Annotated in this window: 22 protein-coding genes; 12 read left to right on the forward strand and 10 right to left on the reverse strand. The window is 61.5% G+C overall.

Features of this window, described 5'->3' with window-relative positions:
• Nucleotides 1–144 precede the first annotated feature (144 nt).
• From C8J40_RS12200 to C8J40_RS20915, 5 genes are all read left to right on the forward strand, one after another.
• Nucleotides 145–1080 carry a LysR substrate-binding domain-containing protein gene (locus C8J40_RS12200; RefSeq protein WP_207901215.1) on the forward strand — a complete coding sequence of 312 codons (936 nt, stop codon included), beginning with the start codon at nucleotides 145–147 and terminating at the stop codon, nucleotides 1078–1080.
• Nucleotides 1081–1236: 156 nt separating this feature from the next.
• Nucleotides 1237–2133: a pirin family protein gene (locus C8J40_RS12205; protein WP_207901216.1), complete on the forward strand. Its 897-nt coding sequence runs from the start codon at nucleotides 1237–1239 to the stop codon at nucleotides 2131–2133.
• Nucleotides 2134–2253: 120 nt separating this feature from the next.
• On the forward strand, nucleotides 2254–2661 hold the full coding sequence (locus C8J40_RS12210; protein ID WP_132897292.1) for a DoxX family protein: 408 nt from the start codon (nucleotides 2254–2256) through the stop codon (nucleotides 2659–2661).
• 114 nt (nucleotides 2662–2775) lie between these two features.
• The gene (locus C8J40_RS20910; RefSeq protein ID WP_279432595.1) at nucleotides 2776–3099 is read left to right on the forward strand and encodes an NAD(P)H-dependent oxidoreductase; all 324 of its coding nucleotides are present in this window, start codon (nucleotides 2776–2778) and stop codon (nucleotides 3097–3099) included.
• Complete coding sequence (locus C8J40_RS20915; protein ID WP_279432596.1) at nucleotides 3096–3311, forward strand: hypothetical protein; 216 nt, start codon at nucleotides 3096–3098, stop codon at nucleotides 3309–3311. The genes C8J40_RS20910 and C8J40_RS20915 overlap by 4 nt, the downstream gene beginning before the upstream one ends.
• A gap of 62 nt (nucleotides 3312–3373) precedes the next feature.
• Here C8J40_RS20915 and C8J40_RS12220 read toward each other — a convergent pair whose 3' ends face one another.
• The 5 genes from C8J40_RS12220 to C8J40_RS12240 form a co-directional block, all read right to left on the reverse strand.
• On the reverse strand, nucleotides 3374–4360 hold the full coding sequence (locus C8J40_RS12220; protein ID WP_132897223.1) for a proline iminopeptidase-family hydrolase: 987 nt from the start codon (nucleotides 4358–4360) through the stop codon (nucleotides 3374–3376).
• Nucleotides 4361–4421: 61 nt separating this feature from the next.
• Nucleotides 4422–4898: a cupin domain-containing protein gene (locus tag C8J40_RS12225; protein ID WP_132897224.1), complete on the reverse strand. Its 477-nt coding sequence runs from the start codon at nucleotides 4896–4898 to the stop codon at nucleotides 4422–4424.
• 52 nt (nucleotides 4899–4950) lie between these two features.
• The gene (locus C8J40_RS12230; RefSeq protein ID WP_132897225.1) at nucleotides 4951–6078 is read right to left on the reverse strand and encodes an FAD-dependent monooxygenase; all 1128 of its coding nucleotides are present in this window, start codon (nucleotides 6076–6078) and stop codon (nucleotides 4951–4953) included.
• 146 nt (nucleotides 6079–6224) lie between these two features.
• The gene (locus tag C8J40_RS12235; protein WP_132897226.1) at nucleotides 6225–7379 is read right to left on the reverse strand and encodes an N-acetyltransferase; all 1155 of its coding nucleotides are present in this window, start codon (nucleotides 7377–7379) and stop codon (nucleotides 6225–6227) included.
• 216 nt (nucleotides 7380–7595) lie between these two features.
• On the reverse strand, nucleotides 7596–8393 hold the full coding sequence (locus C8J40_RS12240) for a winged helix-turn-helix domain-containing protein (protein WP_132897227.1): 798 nt from the start codon (nucleotides 8391–8393) through the stop codon (nucleotides 7596–7598).
• Nucleotides 8394–9033: 640 nt separating this feature from the next.
• Here C8J40_RS12240 and C8J40_RS12250 point away from each other — a divergent pair.
• Complete coding sequence (locus C8J40_RS12250; protein ID WP_243693359.1) at nucleotides 9034–9579, forward strand: response regulator; 546 nt, start codon at nucleotides 9034–9036, stop codon at nucleotides 9577–9579.
• Nucleotides 9580–9693: 114 nt separating this feature from the next.
• Here C8J40_RS12250 and C8J40_RS12255 read toward each other — a convergent pair whose 3' ends face one another.
• Both C8J40_RS12255 and C8J40_RS20350 read right to left on the reverse strand, forming a co-directional pair.
• Entirely contained in the window at nucleotides 9694–10749 is a 1056-nt protein-coding gene (locus tag C8J40_RS12255; RefSeq protein ID WP_132897229.1) for an Atu2307/SP_0267 family LLM class monooxygenase, read from the reverse strand.
• A gap of 39 nt (nucleotides 10750–10788) precedes the next feature.
• Complete coding sequence (locus C8J40_RS20350; RefSeq protein ID WP_165911445.1) at nucleotides 10789–11202, reverse strand: hypothetical protein; 414 nt, start codon at nucleotides 11200–11202, stop codon at nucleotides 10789–10791.
• A 156-nt stretch (nucleotides 11203–11358) separates the two neighbouring features.
• Here C8J40_RS20350 and C8J40_RS12260 point away from each other — a divergent pair, with 156 nt between their 5' ends.
• On the forward strand, nucleotides 11359–12792 hold the full coding sequence (locus tag C8J40_RS12260) for a mechanosensitive ion channel family protein (protein WP_207901217.1): 1434 nt from the start codon (nucleotides 11359–11361) through the stop codon (nucleotides 12790–12792).
• Here C8J40_RS12260 and C8J40_RS12265 read toward each other — a convergent pair.
• Nucleotides 12789–13883: a nitronate monooxygenase gene (locus C8J40_RS12265; RefSeq protein WP_132897231.1), complete on the reverse strand. Its 1095-nt coding sequence runs from the start codon at nucleotides 13881–13883 to the stop codon at nucleotides 12789–12791. The two genes, C8J40_RS12260 and C8J40_RS12265, sit on opposite strands and share 4 nt — an antisense overlap.
• A 44-nt stretch (nucleotides 13884–13927) precedes the next feature.
• Nucleotides 13928–14272, reverse strand: a complete 345-nt coding sequence (locus tag C8J40_RS12270) for a hypothetical protein (RefSeq protein ID WP_132897232.1) — start codon at nucleotides 14270–14272, stop codon at nucleotides 13928–13930.
• A 588-nt stretch (nucleotides 14273–14860) separates the two neighbouring features.
• Between C8J40_RS12270 and C8J40_RS12275 the strand changes: the two genes are divergently transcribed.
• The 5 genes from C8J40_RS12275 (at nucleotide 14861) to C8J40_RS12295 (ending at nucleotide 20947) form a co-directional block, all read left to right on the forward strand.
• Entirely contained in the window at nucleotides 14861–16519 is a 1659-nt protein-coding gene (locus C8J40_RS12275; protein ID WP_165911447.1) for an amidohydrolase, read from the forward strand.
• Entirely contained in the window at nucleotides 16516–17205 is a 690-nt protein-coding gene (locus C8J40_RS12280; RefSeq protein WP_207901218.1) for a (2Fe-2S)-binding protein, read from the forward strand. The genes C8J40_RS12275 and C8J40_RS12280 overlap by 4 nt, the downstream gene beginning before the upstream one ends.
• On the forward strand, nucleotides 17205–18224 hold the full coding sequence (locus C8J40_RS12285; protein WP_132897234.1) for an FAD binding domain-containing protein: 1020 nt from the start codon (nucleotides 17205–17207) through the stop codon (nucleotides 18222–18224). Before C8J40_RS12280 ends, C8J40_RS12285 begins: the two co-directional genes overlap by 1 nt.
• Complete coding sequence (locus C8J40_RS12290) at nucleotides 18221–20374, forward strand: xanthine dehydrogenase family protein molybdopterin-binding subunit (protein ID WP_132897235.1); 2154 nt, start codon at nucleotides 18221–18223, stop codon at nucleotides 20372–20374. Before C8J40_RS12285 ends, C8J40_RS12290 begins: the two co-directional genes overlap by 4 nt.
• A gap of 354 nt (nucleotides 20375–20728) precedes the next feature.
• Complete coding sequence (locus tag C8J40_RS12295) at nucleotides 20729–20947, forward strand: hypothetical protein (RefSeq protein WP_132897236.1); 219 nt, start codon at nucleotides 20729–20731, stop codon at nucleotides 20945–20947.
• 21 nt (nucleotides 20948–20968) lie between these two features.
• Here the strand turns inward: C8J40_RS12295 and bamA are convergent, their stop codons facing one another.
• Nucleotides 20969–23659, reverse strand: coding sequence for an outer membrane protein assembly factor BamA (bamA, locus tag C8J40_RS12300; RefSeq protein WP_132897237.1), 2691 nt, complete (start codon nucleotides 23657–23659; stop codon nucleotides 20969–20971).
• Nucleotides 23660–24613 lie beyond the last annotated feature (954 nt).

The raw sequence follows: 24613 nt of genomic DNA on the forward strand, positions 1-24613 counted from the left end.
GACGTTGTAGTCGATGACATGTCGGCGGCAGAGCGCGGAACCGACGGCCGCTGACCGCTCGCAATCGAAGTTCCGTAGCCCGCGTGATGATCGCCCTTTAGCCCGTACGCTGATCCGGGTAGTGACGCGCCATCGAAGCGGGTCTTGGATGCCCTTCTGATCAAGGGATGTTGCGTGCTTGACCTGAACGATTTCAGATATTTTGTCGGCGTGGTCGACGCAGGCGGGCTGACGGCCGCCAGCCGCACGATGAACGTGCCTAAATCGACCCTCAGCCACCGTTTGCAGCAGCTCGAAACCGAGCTTGGCGTGCGTCTGGTGAACCGGACATCGCGAAGCCAGAGCATGACCGATGCCGGATCGCTATTCTATCGGCATGCCGTCGACATGCTCGAGCACGCCGATCTGGCGGAGAACGGCGTGCGCCAGCGGCTCGTCGAGCCTACCGGAGTCATCAAGTTCACCACCGGGGTTGCCCCTTCCCTCTTCGCTATGCGGCATATCGTACCGGGCTTCGCCCGAGATCACCCCAAGATACGTTTCGAGCAGCATACCAGCGACGACCAGGTCGACATCATCGGCGGTGGATTTGATCTGGCGATCCGGTCGCACACCGGCGCGCTTTCCGATTCCAGCCTCGTGCAGCGAGTGCTCGCGTTGGCGCCCTGGTACCTGTTCGCGTCCCCCGCCTATGTCGGCCTGCACGGTCTACCCAATGCGCCGGAGGATTTGGCGAACCACGACACGCTGGCCATGTTGCGCCCGGGTCACGCTCAGGCATGGAAGCTCAACCACACGCAACTCGGCGAGCGGATAGTACCCGTAAAACCCAAGTTCACGGGGAACGACCTACTCATGCTGAAGCAGTTTGCCGAAGAAGGTATCGGAGTCGTGGCATTGCCGAGCTGGATCTGCCGTACCGAAGAACGAAGCGGTGCCCTGATCCGCGTCATGCCCGACTGGATTGCGGGAAAAGCCGCCATCTCCGCCGTCGTTCCGGTCCGTGACGGCATAATGCCCGCGGTTCGGCTGTTCCTTGACCATCTGTCCCGTGAATTTCCCAAGATCGTCAACGATTAGCTCGGCCGTATCCGCGCTTCGTCTTCGCGAACATGTATCGAAAGTCTGTGAGATGGGACTTTATGTTGTGAGATGATCGGGTTCTGGGAATGAAGCTAGCAAACTAGATGTCCTTTCAGAGCCAACGGCGTCTCCCACGCCTGCTCAGGAAAGATCATGATGCTATCAACGCTCGCAACGCCCTTGCCCAAGTCAGCCATCTCGGACCGCCGTATCGTCCATATCACGCGTGGGCGCGGCCACGGCGACATCGTCCGATTGATGAGCCCTTCCGATCTGGGCGAGCGCCTCAAGCCCTTCGTCTTCCTCGACCTGTTCCACATCAACGGCCAGACGATGGGCGGGATGCCGGTGCATCCGCATTCCGGCATCGCGACGGTCACCGTGCTCGTGGAAGGCGATCTGAGGTACGACGATCCGGAGCAGGGACAAGGCACCATTGCCTATGGCGCCGTCGAATGGATGCGTGCAGGCGGCGGCGTATGGCATGGCCAGGAATTGTCGCGCGGCGAGTCGAGCCAGGTCCGTGGCTTCCAGTTGTGGATCGCTTTGCCGCCCGAGCTTGAGAACGGCCCCGTCGAGACTGCCTATATCGAAACGAAGGCGATGCCGCAGGTTGGACCCGCCAAGGTGATCCTGGGCACGCTGCACGGTGCGCGCAGCCCGGTGAATGCGCCTGACGGCATCAACTATCTTCTGGTCACGCTGCAGGCGAACGAGGAATGGACGTACCAGCCCCCGGTCGGACACAGCGCAGCGTTCGTAGCGGTTGCAAGCGGCACCGTAGACGTTGGCTCGACGCTGCACGCGGGCGACATGGGCATCTTCGACCAGCGTGGCGCGATGCATTTCCAGGCCGATGAGGCAGGGCCATCGACCTTCGTCGTCGGATCCGCGATCCCGCATCCGCATGATCTCGTGCTCGGCTACTATTCGGTCCATTCCAGCGAAGATGCGCTGATCCGCGGCGAAGCCAGGATCGCCGAACTGGGGGCGCTCCTGCCTCAGGCCGATGTCACGGGCCGGTCAGTGCCGGTCTTCAAGGGCGCCTGACGATTATGCAGCCGAGATCTGAACCCTCGTCGGCGGCTTCCCTCCCTCGCCCCGGTCTCCCGAGAACGACACCGCGTGCGTCCGATCCCCACAGATACGAAGGTCTTCGTAATGCCTACCATGGATTTAAACGCCAAAGCCGTATGGACGCCCCGATTACTGGCTCTTTTCCGCGTCGTATTCGCGCTCCTGTTCTTTGCCCACGGGCTCGCGAAAATGACCGGTTTTCCCACCGGGGCTCAGCCGGGGCAGGTCGCCATACTTAGCCTGTTCGGCGCTGCCGGCGTGTTCGAATTCATCGGCGGCGCATTCCTCGTCGTTGGGCTGTTTACCCGCCCGGTGGCGATCCTTCTATCCGGGGAGATGGCGGTCGGCTATTTCCTCGTACATGCCCCACAGGGGTTCTTTCCGTCCCTGAACGGCGGCGAACTGGCGATCCTGTACTGCTTCGCCTTCCTCTATCTGGGCATCGCAGGCGCCGGAGCTTGGAGCATCGATGCTGCACGTACGCGCGCGCTCCCCAGCTGAACCGGCTCGTACGTCCCGCGAACGCCGCGGAAGGCGCTCTTCCGCAACGGGGGCAGCTGCTCCGGCATGACCCATCCCGCTCGTCCCGGACGCTTGGCAAAACAAGGATCTCCCATGACCACGCTTCCACGCATCGGCATCATTCTCGGCAGCCTGCAGGACCATGGCGTCTCGAGAAGGATCACAACCGCACTGCAGGACATCCTGGCACGCCGGCTGGCGCTCGATGCCGCTGTACAACCCCGAGCGCGACGGAGAGGGCGTACCGGCATGGGACGCATTCCGTCGCGCGATCGCGCCATCCTTTTCGTGACGCCCGAATACAACCGGTCGGTCCCCGCCGCGTTGAAGAATGCGATCGACGTCGGATCGCGGCCGCATGTGCGAGCGCCTGGGCGTCGAAACCAGCCAGCATCGTCTCGCACTCCCCAGGGATGATCGAGGGTTTCGGCGCCAACCATCATCTGCGCCAATCGCTGGTGTTTCTCGAAATGCCCACGATGCAGCAGTCTGAAACCTATCTCGGTAACTCGCCGATGCTGTTCGATGACAGCGGTGCGTTGATCGATGGTCCGGGCAAGACAATACTGACCGCGTTTGCAGACGCGCTCGTGGCATGGGTCGCTTTTCACCGCCCCGCCGCGGCCTAGAGGCAGGTGACGGCTGCGAAGGTTATGCCTTTGCAGCCGTCGCGCGTTCTTCAGCCCACCTTTCAGACCCCCCGCAGGAAGCGTGATGTCGTGCCGATCACCTCGCGAGGGTATTCGATGTGCGCCATGTGCGAGGCGTTCTTGAAGACCGACAGCCTGGCGTTGGGCATCAATTTGACGATTTTGTTGCCGACCCACGCCGGCACTTCGTCGAACTCGCCGCAAGTAACGAGGGTCGGCACCGGGATGCTTGCGAGAGTCAGGCTTATATCAAGATCCTTCAGCGTCCCCGAGAAGTCGATTTCGCTGGGACCGTTAAGATGGATATAGACCGGATTGGCCACCAGCGCCTCGCCACCCTCATTGAAGAAGGCGGGCCAAGGATCGATGCGCAGCATGTGACGCTGGTAATAGGCGATCATCAGCGCATCATAGGCAGGATCCGATCGTTCCGGATCGGCTGCATGACGGGCCACAGTGGCAACGGCCGACGCTCCGAACTCCCTCATCCAACGATGGGAGGCTTCGGTGAAATCCTGCGTGGACGTCGCCGAACCTGCCAGGACGAGCGCCTTGACGCGTTTGGGGTAGGCGGTCGCGTACAACGGGCCGAGGAACCCGCCCCAGCTGTGGCCGAGCAGCGCCATCTGCGAAAACCCCAAGTGATCGCGCAGCATCTCCAGTTCGGAAACGTAGCTGTCCGGGGTATACATGGTCAGGTCTTTCGGGCGCGCGGACCGACCGCAGCCCGTCTGGTCGTACAGAACGACTTGGCGGTCGGTTGCGAGACCGGCATACGGACGCATGTAGATCTCGCCGGCGGCGGGGCCGCCATGCAGCACGACGACCGGGATGCCGCCCGGTTTGCCGTAAACCCGGTAGTAGACGGCGCCGTTCGGGCCGGGCGCCATGCCTTCGCGCTCGGGCGGCGTATCGGTGTGCCATTGGGCCATATCGGGATAGGGCGACGCAGCTTTTGCGCGGGCAAAAGCTGGAACTGCGGCGGCGGCGAGCATGCCCATGGTAAGGGTACGACGATCGACGATCATGGTCGGAACTCAACTTTTCGCGATAGGAGGACCTGGTTCGCGGCGTGGCCGCACAGCGCGCTCAGTTCGGACCGGCGGGCCCTTCTAGGATCGTGATCCCGAACTCCTCCGCCAGCATTAGGAGATGTCCCATCTCGACGTCGGTAGGCGGCTTGCCGGCAGGTATGCTGTCGGTATCGGACATCGGGATGCCCGCTTGCGCGATGAAGCGATCGAACCCGCCGGGCGTGGTTACGACCAGGCCGCGTGCCGGCCGATCGGTGCGGTTGTACAAACCATGCGGAACGTTTCGGGGCGCGAAATACGTCTCTCCGGCGCGCAAGACGAAGGTCTCGCCGCCGATTGTCACGTCGAGTTCACCTTCCAGAAGATGCATCGTTTCATCTTCGAACGCATGGACGTGAAGGACTCCGCCGCCCCCCGGGGGCACGATCCCCTGAATGAGCGAGAATTGCCCCCCGTTTTCGGTCGACGAAGAGAGTATTCGCATATCCACTCCACTGAAGATAAAGCGGCGGGGACGAGAATTGTGGATCATGATTTTTTACTCGGACGGGAGAACTGATGGATTCGAACAGTCTGGATCTGCGTCACACTTGGACTTTTAGCGGCTCGTATGTCTGCCGATACCGTCGCGGCCCGATCACCGGGAGCAGTGCATTGCGGATCAGGTTCGGCAGCTTGGCGGCTCTAGACATGGCGTCCGTCAAACGCTGCACATGCGCGACCCGCTTCCATCGCTGGTGCTGGTAGTCCGACAGCGCCGTCGCGATATCGAGGTGCTCGCCTACCGATCGGGCAAGGACGATCGCGTCTTCCAGCGCGAGCGCGGCACCCTGTGCCCACACCGGAGCCGTCGCGTGCGCCGCGTCGCCGACAAGCACCGCACGACCGCGATGCCAAGTCGGCAGGCGCACCTCTTCCATCGGGGAATGATAGAGACTGCCCTCCTGCGAGAGCGCGTGTCGCAAGGCGCGCCGAACCCGTTCCGGAAAGCCGTGTTCCATCCGCGCGATTGGATTGGTTGGACTGCCCGCCGGATGCGGCCGCGTCGTGGCCACCCATCCGTACACGGCATCGCCGTCCACTGGGACCAGCAGGACCATCCCGTCGGCGCCCGTCCACAGGCTCCAGCAATCCACGCCCGGATTGGGCGCCATGAAGCGCCAACTCGACTGCGCCATCAACGCGCCCGTCACGCCGCTCTGGCCAACAAAGGTTTGCGCGCGTATCGTCGAATGAACGCCGTCCGCGCCAACGACGAGCCGCGCGCTCAGGCTTGCACCATTGGTCAACGTGACTTCGGCATGCCTCGCATGCGACACCATCGCGGCGACGCCGGCATCGTGCCAGACAGAGTGGTGCGGCAGCCCGTCCGCCAACATGGCGAGCAGGGCCGAACGGCGTACGCAGCACGGACGGCACGTCGGCCCCCAGAAGGCATCCTCGTCGATCTCGCAGAGCAGCCGGTCATTCGCAGCGCGATACTGCCGTCGACCAATCGGATGACCGATCGCTTCGATCTGTTCCCGGAGCCCGAGCGTGGCGAGCGCCTGCATTGCATTCCCTGGCAAGACGATGGCCAACCCTCCGTCGGTCGGCACCAAACGGCGCTCGACGACTGAAAACGGCACTGACCGTTCCTGCAGCGCCCGCGCCACGGCGAGCCCCGCTATCCCTGCGCCAACGATGAGTATCTCTCCGGATGCTGACTGCACGACGGTTCCTTATATAATGATGTCTTGGCGAGACCCGGCCGTCAGTACGGCATGTGGAAATGCCAAAACCGCTCCATCTTCGACCGGCTGGGCAAGCGATCACGTGGCTTCGACGACGACGAGGCGGGCAGCTTTCCGCCCAGGGCTCACAGCTCTCTTGCGTAGATGTTGTAGACCTTGTTGACCTTGCTGTTGATCGTCTCTGCGATCGAACGCATTCCCTTGTTGTCTTCAAGTATCCAGCCGATTTCGCTCCGCATCGCACCGTAGTTGGCCACGCCTGCGGATCGGATGTTCTCGATCATCATGAAGGCAAGTTGGCTGGCCATTCGCGAAGCCTGAAGCTCCTTGATCACGCCCATCAGGGGCACACGTATCGTTCGAACCTTTGGTCGGCGCAGCCACCAGAGCAGCTTGGCCCAGCCGAATGGTAGCAACGCGCCGTTCAGGGGTTTGATTGCCTCGTTCAGATCCGGAAGCGCGATCATGAACGCCACTGGCCTTCCGTCCACCTCGGCTATGCTGATCAGATCATTGAACACGATGGGTTTGAGCTTGGTCCCGACGTCGTCGATCTCGGGTTGCGTCAGGGGAACGAAGCCCCACTTGTCCGACCAGGCATCGTTGAGGATGGCCAATATGAGCGCCGCCTCTTCCTTGAACCTGGATTTGTTCACCTGCCGTATGCGGATCCGCGGGTTCGCCTGGCCCGACGCGATGATCCGCTGAACGATTTTCGGAAAGCCCATGGTGATATCGAGGTCGTAGGTCAGCAATTGCTTGACCTGCTGGTACCCGGCGTGCTCGATCCATTCTCGATATTCGGGCTTGGCATGGCCCATCATGATCGTCGGCGGGTGGTCGAATCCGCTTACGAGTAAGCCGGGCTCTTCCCAGATCGACATGCTGATCGGGCCCAGCGCGCGCGTCATGCCCTTGCGGCGGAGCCAATCCTCGGCTTCCGCGAGCAGCGCTAGGAACACGTCTTCGCGTTCGGCCTCCATCAAGCCCCATTGGCCTACCCCCGGACCGAACCCCTGCTCCGCCGGCATGGTAAGCGCCAGCGTATCGATGTGCGCCGAAATCCGCCCGACCACCCGTCCGCGCTCATACGCCAGGAACAACTGTGCCTCGGCATGACTGAACCAACCGTTCTTTTCGGGTGTTATCAAACCCAGGGCCTCCCTCTTAAGCGGCGGGACCCAGGACAAATCGTCTCGGTACAGACGAAACGGTAGATCGACGAACAGCTTCCGGTCGTAGTTGTTCGTGACGAGGTCGATGCTTATTTCGGTCAAAATCTAAACTCGGTATGATAAGGTCGGCGCATCATCGCCGAATTACGGCTGCTGGATCGTCGCGGCATGGACCGAGCAAGACCTGGAACGATCTTCGTCTACTCAATGACTTCGGTTCGCGAGCTTTAGTGATGGCATTAGATTGGTACTACGCAAAAACGGTTACTTATGTAACCTAAGGGCACGATGCCGGCTTCGAATGCAGGATGTTCGGTGCGGTCAGTCAAGTCGGACGTCGATATCGAAAAGATAGCCTACCCCGCGCTCGGATCGGATCAGCTTCTTGTTCGTCGCCCCGTCGTCCAACTTGCGACGAAGCCGCAGCACTTGCACATCAATGCTGCGGTCGGAGATGTCATCGTGCCGCCGCGTAACCCGTAGAAGATGCTCCCGCGACAGCGCCTTTCCTGAGGCAACCACGAACGCGCTGAGCAGCGCGAATTCGGTGTTGGTCAACGGTTGCTCGGTACCGTCGATGCGCTCGAGCCGCCGCTCGCGCTGGTCGAACAGCCAATCGGCAAAACGGTATCGGCGATATCTGCTTCTCGGCTTCTGCGTGTAATCGATATCGCGGCGACGTATGACGGCGCGCGTACGCGCAAGCAGTTCACGCAGGGCTAACGGCCTTGAAAGATAATCGTCGGCGCCCGTTTCCAGTCCGATTACGCGGTCGCCCTCGTCCGCCGCACCGCCGCCGACAAGAATGACGGGAACAGCGCTCTTCGTGCGTATGGCCGGCAGCAGATCCAGGCTCTCGACAGATCCGAAACGCTTCTCAAGGATCACGACATCGGGGTCATGGAGATCGATGCTTCGAAACAGATCCGACCGCGCTGCAACTGTCGTAGTTTGAATGCCGTTATCCTCCAGATAAGATACTACTTCGCTTCGATTCGGGCCGTCCTCGTCGGCCACGATCACATGCATTGACGAAGCGTCATTCATATGTTCTGTACGAGCGCTGAAGGCAACGAGCAGTTTTCCGTGCAAGTCTATTTCTTGCGCGCCAGCTATCATTGATGATCATCTTGTTTTACCACTAGACTTGTTAGATTTAATATTACGATGCGATATTGGAACTTATTCCGGCCATGCAGAGCCGAACATTCCGATCGCTGATCATCTATTTAGGACCATTCCATTCGCCCCAACACCCTCGCCTCGGCAAACACAGCATCCCAACCATTGGACGAAGACCATCGGGATTCGTTGGAAAAGATGTGGCAACTGCGCGCAGACCATCTCTACCGCGGCGCTGATATGCCGATTAAGTGCCCGACGCCCTTTCGGGATCTCAAGATCATCGTGCGCATAATGCACTGCGCGTTGCTGGAAGTCCTGCGTCTCCGCGCTGGCAACGCTGGATAGCGCGAGAAGCCCGATCATTACCGGCAGGACGGCTGCCCGTTCCGATAGTGTTGCAGATAGGCATAGGACCAGTCCTTACGCTGACGTTCGGCGCGACGCCGGATACGTCCCAGACTGCAGACACCGTGCCAGTTTTAGAAAGTCGGCAACACAGAGCGGTTTGACGACGCTGCCGGGTCTGGACTTTCACGCGGTGTCCGCCATCGGACAGCTGGTGTCCGCCGGCGGACACCAATGCACCTCCAAGAACATATCCCGACCGAGTCGCTAGATCGCCAGGAGCCGACCCATGCCGTGTGCGCAGACCCTCGAAGACTTTTCCTTCGATCTTTGTCTGGTCGTCGACGGCGACGCCGATATCCTGCTCGCCCGCAAGGCCCGTGACGCGCCAGATGTTCGCCGAGGTCGTGACCACTACGTCCCCCGTCAATACGCTGCAGATCATGCGCACGCGGATCCCGACGTCATATTCCTCGACGCCAATTTCGCTCACGGGGCGACCGGCGGCGCTGAGGGTTTCGATTGGCTCGGGCGGATGCTGTCGGTCGATCCGCGGGCAGCGATCGTGCTGATCACCACACGCGGCGGCGTGCAGATCGCGGTGATAGCGATGAAGCGCGGCGCGACCGACTTTGTATCCAAGCCATGGACCAACGGACGGCTGCTCGCGACCGTACGAAGCGCCGCCGCGTTACGCCGATCGCGGCTGAAGACGGGCGTGGAAGGGGGCTCGGCGCGGAGAGCTGCCTTCGACACCTCGATCAATATGCTGATCGCAGGTTGCACGATGCTGTTCAGGCCGCTTGGCCGTGCCGGCGCTCCACAGCCATCATGATGAAATCGTGCAATTGCCGGAGTTTTGTGCGCAGCGCATATGGCGCGGCTGCTTGGTTCAGCGCTTCGGCGTCAGCTGCGGCAGACAGGCCGATGATCTGCCGCTAAGCCAGAATCAACGAAGGACCATTCGCGTAGGTCGTGCGTGACCGTTCGCACGTGGGCGCACCTCCAGTCCCAACAGCGAAATCGAACGCAGCATCGCCGCGTTATCGTGCCCTGCAGAACTCATCTGGAAGGTTAGGCGATCGATCCCGCCGATGTCACGATCGGCGCGCAGGATCTTGGCCGCGACCGTCTCCGGGTCTCCAACGAGAAAGGCGCCGTTCGGTGCGACGAGTTCGTCAAACTGCGGACGGGTCGCAGGAGGCCAACCCCGCTCGCGGCCGATCTTCGTGAACATTCTCTGCCAGCCTGGGAAGAAGCGATCCTGGGCCTCGCGCGTCGTATCGGCGACGAACCCCATGGCATGTATCCCGACCTTCAGCGTCTTCGCCTCATGACCGGCGCTTGCTCCAGCCTGCCGGTACAGATCGATCAACGGACGGAAGCGCGCGATTTCGCCTCCAATGATCGCAACCATCAACGGCAACCCGAGAGTACCGGCGCGCACGAATGATTGCGGCGTGCCGCCGACACCAAGCCAGATCGGCAAGGATGCCTGATGCGGGCGGGGGTAGATGCCTTGGCCCTTCAACGGCGCTCGGAAGCGCCCCGTCCATTCGACATGCGCACTGTCCCGCACCTTCATCAGCAGATCGAGCTTCTCGGCGAACAACGCGTCGTAATCCTTGAGATCATAACCGAACAACGGGTACGCCTCGACCGAAGAGCCTCGCCCGACAACGATTTCCGCGCGGCCTCGCGATATCAGGTCGAGTGTCGCGAACTCTTGAAAGACACGTACGGGATCCGCTGCGCTCAGTACCGATACCGCGCTGGTCAGCCGAATGTTCGTGGTGCGTGCCGCCGCGGCCGCGAGGATCACTGCTGGAGCGCTGTCGAGATAGTCGCTTCGATGATGTTCGCCGATACCGAACACGTCGAGCCCGGCACGATCTGCTGCCTCGATCTCGTCGAGCAGGAACGCCATCCGATCAGCGTCGCCAACAGGATGTTCGCCTCCCAGTATTTGGGACGTTGCGGCAAAGCTATCGATTCCGATTTCCATGTGAGAACCTTTCAAAGAAGATCAGGCATCCGGCGACGGTCAGCGACGGTTCCCCGGTGCTGCGCTACTCACAACCAGGAGCCAAAGGGCCACGATCAGCGTCAGGATAACCGAAACCAGAAGGTCATCGAATACGTAGATGAATTCGTCGCAGAGGGCGATCGCACCTAACGAGGCGGCGGCGCCATACGCAACGGGACCAACGACGTGTTTGGGTTCAACCACCCCTGCCCTCGATAATGTCGCAGCGCCCGGTCCCAAGGGACTGATCGATTGCCGGCCCCGACCGACAGGTCGGCCATCATCGATAAGGTCTGGATCATGCAAATTCGTCGTCGACAAAAAACCCACGCCGATTTCTGACTGGCCGTGTCCAAGCGCTTCAGCTGCGGATCGAACGCCTTCGAAGGAGAAAGGTAACGCTGGTCGGGCGACTGTGTGCTGCTTCGTCATGCGAACCATATGAGCCAATACTCATGCTCTGATTAGCCGGCGTTCGTCAGATCCTGTGTCTCGTCCATTGGACGATTTGCATCATCGGCCTCATACTTATCCGGACACTTGGCGAACTTGGCCCGTGGCTCATTTGTTGGCTGGCCAGGAAGGCCCGTGCTACGCGAACGCATGTCCTCCTTTCTTCTTCCGATACTCGTTCTCGGCGTAGTAGCGGTTGGCCTGCTGGCCGTACGCCAACGAGCCGCGCCAATCAGAGCTGTCTTCTTCCTGACGTTGACTGCCATCCTGGGCTTTGTCCTCTACCGGTACGATACCTCGCCCCTGCTTGCCGGTCGCAAGGTACCCTTGGGGCCTGATGGGCATTTTCTGCGTGCGGTGGCGATGGCATGGTGGTTCGCGGCTGCAAACCTCGCGGCGTTGATCGCCGATCGCATATTGGGCCACGACCAGGCGTCCCGCGAAGCACGGATCACGTCCGACCTGGTGTCGGGCGCGATCTACATAGCCGCGACGTTGATCGTGCTGAACTTCGTCCTGCTTCTACCGGTCAACGGCCTGTTGGCGACGTCGGGCATCATAGCGGTGGTCGTCGGGCTTGCGTTGCAGAACACCTTGTCAGACGTCTTCTCAGGGATAGCAGTTGGCATCGAGCATCCGTTTAGGATCGGCCATCGCATAACGCTTGGTGACGGCGTCGAAGGCGTCGTGGCTCAGGCCAACTGGAGATCCATCAGAATCCTCACCGACGGCGGGGACATAGCGACCATACCGAACAGCGTCATTGCAAAGACGCAGATCGTGAACCGGAGCTTCCCAACCGAGAGGCGCTCGACACGGCTTCAGCTGATCAGGCCCTCCGACGAGCCAGTCGATCACGTCATCCGCATTCTCAATGACGCGACGCTGCTGTGTCCTGATGTCCTCCTGTCACCGCCTTCGTCGGCAACGATATTGCGTCTTGGCATTCGGACAAACACGTATGCGATCGACTTCTTCGTGTCAGCGACGTCGGAGATCGCGCGCGCGAAGAGCATGCTGCTCACCCGAATCGCGCTCGAACTGCGATACGCCGTGATTGTTGCCGATGATGCCACGACCGCCGAAGCGCTGATCAACCAACTTCCTTTGTTCGGGCCCCTGGGTAGGAACAAACGGTCGGACTTGGCAAGCCAGATGCGGCCGCGCTCGCTGGATCAAGGCGATACGCTCTTTCGGGAAGGTGCCAAAGACGACCGCCTATACGTCATCGCGTCCGGCGTTCTCGAGATCACGCGTGGCGCGGAGCACGGTGCCACTACGCTGGTAGGAAGGATCGGTGCCGGCGAGTATATCGGCGAAATCAGCATGCTGACCGACGCCCCCCACGCGGCCGGGGCCACGGCGTTGACGACAAGCGTCGTCTACGAAGTCTCCCGTGCCGCGCTGGCCCCACTTCTACAGGGTGATCCCGATCTCGTTCGGGAATTCGAGCGGTCGGTTCAACGCGGTCTTGGCTTGGTGGAAAGGGCGATTGCGGCGCAGGCGGGCGCCCCAGCGCCGGAGCAAAGCGCCTTGTTGAACCGCATTCGCAAGCTTTTTGGAGCTTAATCCGGCAGGCGCACGTTCGTAGGATTCGCCACTTCACCAAGGAATGCACGCATCGCTTCGGTGACCAGGAGTGCCGTCAGTTCCCCCGCCGGAAGAGGTCTCGCCAGCGCCACGGCTTCCCCCGCCCAGAACGGAGTGAAGTCGCCGTCCCCCTGCCGCGCCGCCTCAAACGCCAATTGCCGCATTGCGGTCATGGCTGACGGAAAGGCCGGAGCAAGTGACGAGATCGGCCCGAGGTCGCGCACCACACGGTTCACGATCGAGCGGGCGGCACGCCCGGTAAAGACGTTCGTGACGACCGTGCTGCCGCTCTCGGCAACTTCCAGAGCACGTCTATACGATGACGAGATCTCCGCTTCCGGACATCTCAGATATCCCGTGCCGATCTGTACGCCATCCGCTCCCAAAGCGAATGCCGCAGCAATCCCACGCCCATCGGCGATACCTCCTGCGGCGACGACCGGTATGCTCACCGCGTCGGCGACTTGTGGAACCAAGGCGAACGTCCCGATGTCGCCTCCTGCGCTCCAGATAGGATCGCGCGGCAGAAAAGTGCCTCGATGCCCTCCTGCCTCCACGCCTTGCGCGATGACGATGTCCGCGCCGTTGGCTTCCAGCCAGCGCGCTTCTTCGACGGTGGTCGCAGACGACATCACCGGACACCCGAGCGCTTTCAACCGGTGGACCAGATGCCGGGCAGGCAAGCCGAAATGAAAACTCACCACTGCCGGTGGTGCGCGCTCGAGGACGTCGCACATCGCATCGTCGAACGGCGTGATCGTGAGCCAGTCCTTCGACGGCTCGAACGGGATGTCCCACGCGCGATAATAAGGTCGCATCGCATCATTCCAGACTCTTTCCGCCGCAAGATCGGCTGCGACCTGGGCATGACAGAAGAAGTTGACTGCGAACGGCCCGTCGGTGGACGCATGCATGGTGGCTATCTCGCGAGCGGCAGCGTCAGGGGTACTTAATGCGCAACCGATCGAGCCGAGTCCGCCGGCCGCACATACGGCGAGCGCCAGACTTGGGGAGCCTCCAAGGGGCATGGGCGACAGTATGATCGGATGCTCGACCTTCAGCAGGTCCATCAACCGACGACTTGGCCAAGCGGGCGTTGTCCCTCGATCGGGCGTCAAGATCGGTCCTCGGCATCGCTCGGCACCAGGGACGTTGATTCCTCGGTGACGAACCTGACGGTGGGAATGTAGTACGGGAGACGCCCGTATTCATACAACTCCGGATCGCGCGCGAGCCTTCGTTGATCGGTGGCACCGGGGTAGATCTCAGGAGCGTACGGCGGGAAGGCCATCGTGCCCTTAACCTGTGCGCTGGCCGAATCGTTGCAGGCCGCGCACCGGGCTGGCGCGCCCCATCCAACCGCCAGCAGACCGCCGGCCAAGACCGTGACCGCAGGCGGTTCTGCGTTCTCCGGAAAGGTGCTCATTCCCATGAGGTGATCGGGACAGCGGTACTTCATCAGCGGTGCTTCTCGTTTGTTCATGACTGGAACACTGCGGCGTAGCCCGCGCGCGTAAGACGCGGGATCCAGCTGTTTCTACAGTGATAGTTCGCAACTGCCTGTATCACCCACCATGGAGGGTGTTCTGCGCACTCCAGCTAACTAGCGCTGATTGACGCTCCGATAAGTGCGCCATTTCAAAATAACGGTTACATATGTAGCAATTATCTTCGGCAAAATGCATCAAGACAGTGCTATACTGACTTGATAACACGAAACCTACCGGATGAAATCTAAGTCCGATCAGGATTGAACAGTGCTCCTTTCGCTCGGGATCTTCACTTATTCGCTGGCTTACTTAATGTGTCCGCTTCATAGCCCTCCCTGCCGTTCGATTGTTACCTGAAGAAGCAACCTCGGTCCTCGAACACAAAGCAGAGTTCTCACGGGATAGAAAGCATGACGCTGTCACCACAGAGCGCCGCAATGACACGCCGCGGACTCCTGACGATGGGCGGACTAGGTACCGTGGCGATGGCCTCGGTTACCTCAGGCGCCGTCGCGGGCTCTACCGACCTGATCGTCCACAACGCACGGATCACGACGTTGAGCGACGACCCCGCCGCTTCGAGCGCGATCTACGTCAGCGGCGAGATGATCAAGGCCGTCGGAAGTGACGCGGACATCCTCCGGCATCGCACCGAACGTACGATCGTCATCGATGCCCGCGGTCGCCGTCTGATCCCCGGCCTCAACGACAACCATCTGCACGGAATACGCGGCGGCCTGCAGTTCAATGGGGAGCTTCGCTGGGACGGCGTGAGATCCCTTGCTGATGGTCTTCGGATGATCCGCGAGCAGGCCGCACGCACGCCACCGGACCAGTGGGTCAGGGTGATGGGCGGATGGTCGCCATTCCAGTTCGCAGAACGCCGTCTGCCCACCGTAGCCGAACTGAACGCGGCCGGCGGCGGCGCCAAGGTGCTGGTCCTGTTCGCCTACAGCAAAGCCGTCGTCAACGCAGCCGGACGTGCTGCCATGGGCCTGACGTCTGCAAGCAGATCAAACGCCGGAGGCGGATACGACTTCCACGACGGCGGGGTGATCGTGAGCGGGACGCCGACGATCTACACGGCGCTGGCGATGCTGCCGCCGCTCGCACGCGCCGACCAACTCAACTCCACTCGCCATTTCCTCCGCGAATTGAACCGGTTCGGCCTGACCAGCTTCGTCGACGCAGGGGCGACGGGGGTCGTCTACCCCGGAGACTACTCCTCAATCGCCGAACTGGCTTCGCTACCGGGTTTCCCGGTCCGCATCTCCGGTTTCGTCTTCGTACAGAAGAAGGGCAGCGAGTTGTTGTCCTTCCGAGAATGGACAAAGCGGGACCGGATCGGGGTCAACATGGCCCGTGGAAGGGTCGCTGGCTATGTCCTCGAAGGTGGCGGAGAGATATTGGCATGGGACGCGAGCGACTATGAGGATTTCATGCGTCCGCGTCCGGAATGGCCGTCCGGTGCCACCGAGTCCTTGAAAGACGTCGTACGCGTGCTGGCCGGGAGCAAATGGCCGATCCGCGTTCACGCGTCCTACGACGAGACGATCTCGCATATCCTCGACGTGTTCGAGCCGACTTTCAGATCTGCCGAATACACGCAGCGTTGGGTCATCGACCATGCGGAGACGATCACGCCGCGCAACATTGACCGGATCAAGGCCTTGGGCGGCGGCATCGCCGTGCAGAACAGACTGGCATTCTCAGGAGAGTATTTCATCGAACGCTACGGCGAGAAGGCGGCTGCGAAAGCACAGCCTTTGCGAGCGATGATCGAAGCGGGCGTGCCGATCAGCGGTGGAACGGACGCGACGCGCGTGAGCAGCTACAACCCTTGGCCGTCGCTCTACTGGTTCACCACGCGCCGCACTCTCGGCGGCAAGCAATTCGGCGGCAATGAGAACATCCTGACTCGCGAAGAGGCACTCCGCATCTACACGACGGGCAGCGCTTGGATCAGCAACGACGACGAGGTTAAAGGGCGGATCGCGCCGGGCTTCTACGCCGATTTCGCGCTGCTCTCCGCAGACTACATGACCGTAGCGGCGGAGGAGATACTGGCGATCGAGTCCGTGCTGACCGTCACGGGCGGCGACATCGTCTACGCGGCGGATCCGTTTACGGCGCTTGCCCCTCCACCAATCCCGACGCCGACGCCCGCCTGGTCGCCGGTTGCTGCCTTCGAAACCTACAGGTCACACGCTCGATGAAGAAGGAACACAACTTGGCTGACAGCGGAAACCCTGACGTTGCGAACCACGCGAGCGGAGACGGCCGACCGCACGGCGCATTCGCTGCGACGCGTAGGGAAGCCCTGGGCGGTGTCGCCGCCCTGACGGCCGGTGCTCTGGTGCCGAACACCGGCATAGCTCGACCTGCGCCCATTCAACCTGCCGCTACGCCCTTTGCCAAGGTGTCTGGACTGAAGACTACTGTCAGACCGACGATCAATGGGCATGCGATGCGTGTGGAAATCGACACCCGCACTTCGTTGCTGGATCTGCTGCGCGAGCGGATCGACCTCACAGGCGCGAAGAAGGGCTGCGACCATGGGCAGTGCGGTGCGTGCACGGTCCATGTCGACGGGCGACGCGTGCTCTCGTGCCTGACGTTGGCGGCCAAGGTCGACGGACGTGCCGTCACCACGATCGAGGGATTGTCGGACGGCAAGACGCTGCACCCCATGCAACAGGCGTTCATCGATCACGACGCGCTGCAGTGCGGGTATTGCACACCGGGACAGATCATGGCGGCTGTCGCCTGCGTGCGGGAAGGCAATGCCACCTCGCACAACGACATCCGCAGATTCATGAGCGGCAACATCTGTCGGTGCGGTGCCTACGCCGGGATCGTCGCGGCGATCGAAGACGTCGTGGCGAAGGGGGAGCAGGTCTGATGCGCGCGTTCAGCTATGTTCGCCCTCAGACCGCCGCTGCAGCGATAGAGGCGTTCGCCGCCGCGGGCGCGGGCGCGCGGTACATCGCCGGCGGAACCACGCTCTACGACCTGATGAAGCTCGACATCGAGCAACCGAAGCATCTGATCGACGTGACGGCGGTGCAAGGGATGGATGCGATTGAGATCCGCGGTGATCAGCTTCGCTTCGGGGCATTGGTCCCGATGAGCGCGATCGCGGCGGACCCGGGTGTGCTGCGCGAGTATCCCGTGCTGGCGGAATCGCTCGCCAGGGCGGCGTCGCAGCAGTTGCGGAACATGGCGACGGTCGGCGGCAACCTGCTGCAGCGTACGCGCTGTCTGTATTTCAGGAACGGCGCGGGCGGGACCTCCGCCGGCAACACCTATCCGTGCAACAAGCGGGATCCGGGATCCGGTTGTGCGGCGATCGGCGGTGCGGACCGCGGCCAGGCCGTGCTCGGACAGAGCGCGTCCTGCACCGCCGTTTCACCCGGCGATTGGCCGGTCGCCCTTGTGGCGCTCGACGCTCATGTCGAAGTGCTCGGCCAGAGCGGCGCGCGCTCCATAGCGGTAGCCGATCTCTATCGGTTGCCCGGTAAGACGCCGCACCGCGAATTCGAGTTGAAACAGGGCGAGATGATCACCGCGATCGTCGTGCCGAAAACGCCCGCAGGCGCTTGCTCGACCTATTACAAGATCTGCGACCGCGAGAGCTACGCGTTCGCGCTTGCCTCCGCGGCCGTGGCGCTCGAGATGGATGGAGGCGTCGTGAAGCAAGCACGGATTGCACTCGGCGGTGTCGCGACCGTGCCTTGGCGTGCGACCGCAGCCGAAGCGTCGTTGGCGGGCCGAACACTGACGCCGGAGCTCGCGCTCGCAGCAGGACACGTCGCCTTCGCGGACGCGAAGCCAGGCCGTGACAATGGTTACAAGATCGAACTCGGAGCGCGCACGGTGGCCGACGCGCTCATGATCGCCGCAGGAAGGAACGCCGCTTGAGCAACGCCCTTTTCCCAAATCGTCCACGTGTCGACGCCCGTGAAAAGGTGCTGGGCACCGCGAAGTATGGTGCCGACTTCGCGATCGGCGACATGCTCTACGCCATGCAGGTTCCCGCTACCGTCGCCAAAGGGCAGGTCACCACGTTGTCTATCGCGGACGCGATGCGCGTTCCCGGGGTCGTGCGCGTTCTCACCGCGACCGACTTCCCGCCGCCGCCGCCTGCGGTTCCCGGCGCGTCACCCCCGCCTCCGATGATCGTCACCGACATCACCTATCGCGGCCAGCCTGTCGCGCTGGTCGTGGCGGAGTCGATCGAAGCCGCGATCGAAGGCGCTGAGGCGATCCACCCGGTCTATGCCAGCGTCGGGTTTTCATCGGTGGTCGATGCTGCCGGCGTCGCGAACGAACGCGCCAAGGACGTGGTGGCGGGCGATGCCAACGCAAAGATGGCAAATGCCACGATGCGTCACAAGGCCGAGTACGTAAGCCCGGCGCAACACCACAATCCGATGGAGCTGCTGTCGACCACGGCGCATTGGCAAGGCGGCGTGTTGACGGTTTACGAAGGGACGCAGAGCACGAACCTCGTCAAGGGCGTGCTCATGAGCAATCTGCGGCTCGATCCCGAGCAGGTCGTGGTCAAGAGTCCGCAGATCGGCGGCGGATTCGGTCAGAAGGGTTCGGTCCAGCGCCAGACCACGCTGATCGCGCGCGCCGCCATGCTGCTCGGTCGCCCCGTCAAGATGGTAGTGCCGCGTGGTCAGGTGTTCCACAACGCGACGTTCCGACCCAAGAGCCGGCACAGGATCGAACTCGGCTCGGACGCCTCGGGCAGGATCAGCGCGATCCGATACGACGTCGATCATCAGGCATCGCGAAGCGGTCAGTTCGGCCCCGACTATCATGAGCATGTGCCGCAAATGTACGGCGTTGCCGACTATCTCGGTACCAGCGCCGACATTCGGCTGGATACGCAGGATCCAGGCTACATGCGCTGCCCGTATCCGCACCCTGCGGCGTTCGCCTTCGAAAGCGCGGTGGACGAACTGGCGTTCAAACTGGGTGAAGATCCGGTCGAGTTCCGGCTCAAGCATAAAGCCGAGGTCGATCCCCTCAATGGCAAGCCGCTGTCATCCACCTTCCTCAACGATTGCATCAGAGAGGGCGCGCGACGCTTCGGTTGGGACAAGCGCAAGTCTGCACCGGGTTCGATGCGTCTGCCCGACGGCACGCAGATCGGCTGGGGCATGGGATGCGGTGCCTATCCGGTGATCACGCATCCCAGCATCGCGACGCTGCGCGTACGTGCGGATGGGACATCGCGCTTCGCCGTTGCCGGGCACGAGATGGGGCAAGGTATACGGTCGATGCTGGAACAGGTGCTGATCCGTGATCTGGCGATCGATCCTGCAGGACTCCAGCTCGCGATCGGGGACACGTCGGCCGCTCCGCAGCATACGACGGCTGGCTCCTGGGGTACGGCGAGCGGCGCACCGGTCGCGGCCGAGGCCGCCGCCAAGCTCAACCTCGCCATGGTCGATCTCATGGCAGGTCGAAGGATCGTCGGTAATCTCCACCAACAGCTTGCCGCTATCCGCCGTCCGTACATCGAGATCGAAGTGTCGCACGTCGGACCGGGACAGGGGTCGAAGGAACTCGCGACGTTGCGCGCAGGTGGGTACGCGATCGCCGGGCCGGAATACCCGGCGTTCACGACCTTCAGCTACATTGCGCACTTCGTCGAAGTGCATGTCGAGCCGCGTACGCGCCGGGTTCGAGTCCCGCGCGTCGTGTCGGTGGTCGATTGCGGTCGTGTGGTGTCGCCGCGAACCGCCGAAAGTCAGGTTCGTGGCGGCGTGGTCTGGGGCATCAGCGCGGCGTTGCGCGAGGCGACCGATGTCGACCCTCGATATGGCGGTTGGCTTAACAACGATCTCGCCGACTACTACGTCGCAGTAAACGCCGACATCGGTGAGATCGACGTTGGCATGATCGACAAGCCCGATCCATTGGTGAATCCGCTAGGCGTCAAGGGACTGGGTGAGGTGGCGATGTCCGGCGTATCGGGCGCCGTTGCGAACGCGATCTTCCACGCGACGGGCAAAAGGCTGCGTGAGATGCCCTTCCGTATCGAGGACCTTCTGTAGTGCTGAAAACGGTGTAGAGCGGGAGGAGATAGCCACACGGATCTGCTGCGAGCGTCTATCACGCGGAACGTTACGTCTTGGATCACCTGTCTAATCTCTGCACATGCTTCGGCGCATACGGTTGACATGACACAGCGACCCGCGCCCACTCGCCCGCCCCTCTTCACCCCTCTGGAAGAGGCCGCACTGAGCATTGGTCGACAGGACAGTGTCGGCGGTTTCGGTACGGGCACGATGCTGGGCCTACGACGCTTGTTCGGCATACCAACGGCAAACCGGTTGGCCGATGACCGCTTGGAAGCGCTGAGACAAGTCGCGGTCCTTGAACGGTCGTCTCCGAGCCGTGCTATCGGAATGGCGGCCGATCTGGCGCAGCGAGGATTCAGCGTTCGGCAGATCGAAGCTCTGATGCCGCCGCCAGGCCCCGTCGCGGCGCGGCGGCTGCGCCTCGACCTTCAGACGGCCATCCTGCTGCCGATGGCGTCCATCCTAATGATGCTGACGACGCATGATCAGATCTGGGCTCGGCTGCTCGCGACTTGGCTACAGTTGCCGACCATATCCGCCAGATAATGGCATCATACGGGTCATCCGTCAGAACTGGGTTCCCACATTGAACGTAATAAGCTTCGGGTCGTCGCCCTTCTGGGTGAGCAAGGCCTTGGCGAGATCGATACGGAGTGGACCGAACGGCGAGTTCCAGTTGACCCCGACGCCGACCGAAAGACGCGGGCTGGCAGAATTGCCAAGAAAGCTTTCGACGAACGGCGTCTGCTCGTTCAAGGCACGGGGATTGGCATTCGTCCCGATGCATGTGCCCGCTGCGTTCGGTGAGCCCGCCGGGCAGAGTGTACTGGCGGTTATAGGCGCCCCGGTCGTGTCGGCCGTCGTGTAGGTGAACAGCGGCGCCCCGGAAACGTCGACGGCAGGCGTGAAGTTCGACCCGACATATCCCTTACCCGTGGTCGGATCGATCAGCGTCCGGAACGTTGCCGACGGCAACGGCTTCTCGATCCCGAACAGACTGCCGACCTGCGCGTAGATCGAAGGCCGTAAGCCGAGCTCACGAGCCCCTGAGCCCAATGGAATTTCGATTTCAGCGCGCGCGAGATAATAGGCTCGGCCACCAAGAGCATCGTCTAGGATCGAATTCCGATCGGTCGCAAGAACTTGGGTGGGCGTTCCGTTGCTGTAATTGGCGCGAAGAATGCGGGGACCGACGCCGCGGATGTCGAAACCGCGGAACTGGGGTTCACCCAGATAGAAGCGATCGGTAATCCGGACCGCGTCCGACCCCTCCCTGGCCGCCTTTTGAAGCGGATGGATATAGCCGCCTTCCGCGATGATTGAGCCGATGAACCCGCTGCCGAGATTCTGGTACTTCGACCCTTCGAAACGGGTCCGGATATATTTCACGTCGCCACCGAGACCGGCAAAGTCCTGGCTGAACGAGAAACGCGAACCGGCAGTCGGGCGCAAGCGGCTGTTTAGAGTGTCGCGGCTGAGCGAATAGCCGACCGAGGACGTCCAGCGATTACCGATCGCGTCACACAGATAGCGTGTCGCCTTCAGATAATCGCACTTTCCATTGGTGAAATAGGTATTCTCGCGGACCCCGACCTCATCATAGGACAGCCCGTAACGTGCCGACAGCGACCAGAATTCGGTCAGTGGCACTCCGGTACGAAGCTGGAAGCCCGTCGATACCTGGGTGTAGGTGGTCTGACGGTCGTTACCATTGTAGCTGAAAGAGTTGTAATCGCGACGGAAGATATCGCCGCCCAGCGCGATGTTCTTGTCGAACAGATACGGCTCAGTGAAGCCCAGCTCGATCGACTTCGAATAGCTCGAATAGTTCACGCCGGCGCGCAGTTCCTGGCCCTTGCCGCGGAAGTTACGCTGCGTGATGTTCGCCTGGATGATGAAGCGTTCGAGGCTTGAATAGCCGGCCGACAGCTGGAGCTCACCGGTCGACTTCTCTTCGAGGTTGGTCTCGAGGATGACGCGGTCAGGCGCCGATCCCGGCAACTGCTTGATCTCCATCTTGTCGGCGAAATAGCCGAGCGAGTTGATGCGGTCCTGCGAGCGCTTGACCTGGAAGCTGTTGAACGCGTCGCCTTCGGCAAGACGGATCTCGCGCCGCACGACCTTGTCCTGCGTCTGCGTGTTGCCGTTGATCTCGATCCGCTCGACATAGGTGCGCTTGGCTTCGGCGATGTTGAAATTAATCCCCATCGTCAGCGTCTCGGCGTCCTTCTGGAACTCCGGATTCACCTCGGTGAACGCATAGCCGAACAGGCCCGCGGTCTGGCTGAGGTTGTCGACCGAATCCTCAACGAGCTTGGCGTTGTACCAGTCGCCCTTCTTGAGCGGCAGCGAGGCGGCGAGCTTGGTATTGTCGAAGTCGCGGATCTGGCTGTCGACGGTGACGTCGCCGAATTTGTAGCGCTTACCCTCCTCCACCACGTACGTGATGATGAAGTCCTTCTTGTCCGGCGTCAGCTCGGCGACCGCCGAGGTCACGCGGAAATCGGCATAGCCCTGCGTCAGGTAGAACTGGCGGAGCTTCTGCTGGTCGTACGACAGGCGATCCTGATCGTAGCTGGTCGCCGACGACAGCAGGCGGAACAGCCGCGACTGCTTGGTCGCCATCTGGCCGCGGATCTGGTCGTCCGAAAACACCTCGTTGCCGAGGATGTTGATCTGGCGGACCTTCGACTTCGGGCCTTCGCTGATCTCGAACACCACGTCGACGCGGTTCTGGTCGAGATTGACCATCTTGGGATCGATCACCGCAGCGAAACGGCCTTGGCGGCGATACAGCTCGATGATCCGCGAAATGTCCTGACGGACCGCGGTGCGCGTGAAGATCTGGCGCGGCGCGAGCTTGATCTCTTTGGTGATCTTGTCGGTCTTGAGCGCCTTGTTGCCCTCGATGATCACCCGGTTGATGATCGGGTTTTCGCGGACGCGCAGCACGATGTTGCCGGTCTCGACGCCCGCGATCGAGTAATCCGCGAACAGATCGCTCGCCTGAAGGTCCTTCAGCGCCTGATCGAGCGTCTCGGCCGTGTAGGGGATGCCGACGCGCAGCTTGGTATAGCTGAGCACCGTCTCGCCCTCGATCCGCTGCGATCCCTCGACACGCAAAGTCCTGATCGTACTACCAACCGAATGCTTCTCGGAAGTCGCCGGCACACTCGCGACCGGGGCCGTTGAGCCCCCCTTCTGGACCGGCAATTCCGTTGCGGGTGTTACAGGAAGGCGCTGCGCGATTGCGGGCATTCCCGTCAGAGCCGTCCCGGCAAACAGCAGAACGCCGTTTCGCGCGGAATTGTAACGTCTTACTGAATTCACCAAAGCCGTCCCAATTAGTTTTCACACGCAGAATTTATCGGCACCAGTCTGCGCTAATTGGATTAACGCAACCAACGATCTTATAGAACTTGACCCGTTATCTGTGATGATTATCAACAAGTTACGGAGTAACATATATCGCGCAATTACGACCGATTTGTCGTCCTCGAACCAAACCTGAAAGTATGATGGCGTCGTATCATCAACTAACATCCATCTAGTACGTCAAATTACCGATAGCGCTAGCGATATTACCCGCTTCTAAGTTCCTTCAAACGATCGAATGGAATCTCCGGCAACCGTCATGTTTTCAAAGAATGAGTCGTGGGGATGGCTTCGATCAATATTACTTTGGTGGCAGTCGTCTTCAGGTACCAGCATGGCCGACCCAACCTGTACATCGGAGCGCTACCTTCCGGTCGACCTTCCTGCAACGATATGACGAGAGTAGTGTTACATCTGAAGCCAACTAACCTCACCGAAGCCGCTGCGGAAACGGTGATCGAGACCAAGAGGGTGGGCATTGCACGACGGCGCCACCTGCTCACGGGGCGCCCACAGATGCTGAACCAGTATTCTCGGGCAAGAGGGTGCACGACCCTACGCGCCTCACGCCCTCGGGACTGCGCGAATTAGCTCATCCGGTTCGCGCACGGTTCACGCTCCTACCAGCGTTGCAACGGCCGGAACACCGACCCTCCGGTAGTTAGCACGGTAGGCAGTGTTGCCGCTCTCGGATCGGCAATCGTTTGACCCGGCTGTCCGGTTTCCCAAGCGACCGGTCGTGGGCTGTATCCCGCAGTTCTGACCTACCGCCTAACGGTACGGACTCAGCAGGACTCTTCGCCAGTCCTTGATCGTTAGCCGGCAGAACGACATCCG

It is taken from the genome of Sphingomonas sp. PP-CC-3A-396 (genome assembly GCF_004343105.1).
Classification (GTDB): Bacteria; Pseudomonadota; Alphaproteobacteria; order Sphingomonadales; family Sphingomonadaceae; genus Sphingomonas.

What these genes read in the sequence shown, in the direction of transcription:
- C8J40_RS20915 (WP_279432596.1), top strand. Translation starts at nt 3,096, where the DNA reads ATGATCGAGGGTTTCGGCGCCAACCATCATCTGCGCCAATCGCTGGTG.
- C8J40_RS12265 (WP_132897231.1), bottom strand. Translation starts at nt 13,883, where the DNA reads ATGGACCTGCTGAAGGTCGAGCATCCGATCATACTGTCGCCCATGCCC.
- C8J40_RS12205 (WP_207901216.1), top strand. Translation starts at nt 1,237, where the DNA reads ATGATGCTATCAACGCTCGCAACGCCCTTGCCCAAGTCAGCCATCTCG.
- C8J40_RS12220 (WP_132897223.1), bottom strand. Translation starts at nt 4,360, where the DNA reads ATGATCGTCGATCGTCGTACCCTTACCATGGGCATGCTCGCCGCCGCC.
- C8J40_RS12295 (WP_132897236.1), top strand. Translation starts at nt 20,729, where the DNA reads ATGGCGGCCGATCTGGCGCAGCGAGGATTCAGCGTTCGGCAGATCGAA.
- C8J40_RS12210 (WP_132897292.1), top strand. Translation starts at nt 2,254, where the DNA reads ATGGATTTAAACGCCAAAGCCGTATGGACGCCCCGATTACTGGCTCTT.
- C8J40_RS12240 (WP_132897227.1), bottom strand. Translation starts at nt 8,393, where the DNA reads ATGATAGCTGGCGCGCAAGAAATAGACTTGCACGGAAAACTGCTCGTT.
- C8J40_RS12250 (WP_243693359.1), top strand. Translation starts at nt 9,034, where the DNA reads ATGCCGTGTGCGCAGACCCTCGAAGACTTTTCCTTCGATCTTTGTCTG.
- bamA (WP_132897237.1), bottom strand. Translation starts at nt 23,659, where the DNA reads ATGCCCGCAATCGCGCAGCGCCTTCCTGTAACACCCGCAACGGAATTG.
- C8J40_RS12270 (WP_132897232.1), bottom strand. Translation starts at nt 14,272, where the DNA reads ATGAAGTACCGCTGTCCCGATCACCTCATGGGAATGAGCACCTTTCCG.
- C8J40_RS20910 (WP_279432595.1), top strand. Translation starts at nt 2,776, where the DNA reads ATGACCACGCTTCCACGCATCGGCATCATTCTCGGCAGCCTGCAGGAC.
- C8J40_RS12225 (WP_132897224.1), bottom strand. Translation starts at nt 4,898, where the DNA reads ATGATCCACAATTCTCGTCCCCGCCGCTTTATCTTCAGTGGAGTGGAT.
- C8J40_RS12255 (WP_132897229.1), bottom strand. Translation starts at nt 10,749, where the DNA reads ATGGAAATCGGAATCGATAGCTTTGCCGCAACGTCCCAAATACTGGGA.
- C8J40_RS12280 (WP_207901218.1), top strand. Translation starts at nt 16,516, where the DNA reads ATGAAGAAGGAACACAACTTGGCTGACAGCGGAAACCCTGACGTTGCG.
- C8J40_RS12285 (WP_132897234.1), top strand. Translation starts at nt 17,205, where the DNA reads ATGCGCGCGTTCAGCTATGTTCGCCCTCAGACCGCCGCTGCAGCGATA.
- C8J40_RS20350 (WP_165911445.1), bottom strand. Translation starts at nt 11,202, where the DNA reads ATGACGAAGCAGCACACAGTCGCCCGACCAGCGTTACCTTTCTCCTTC.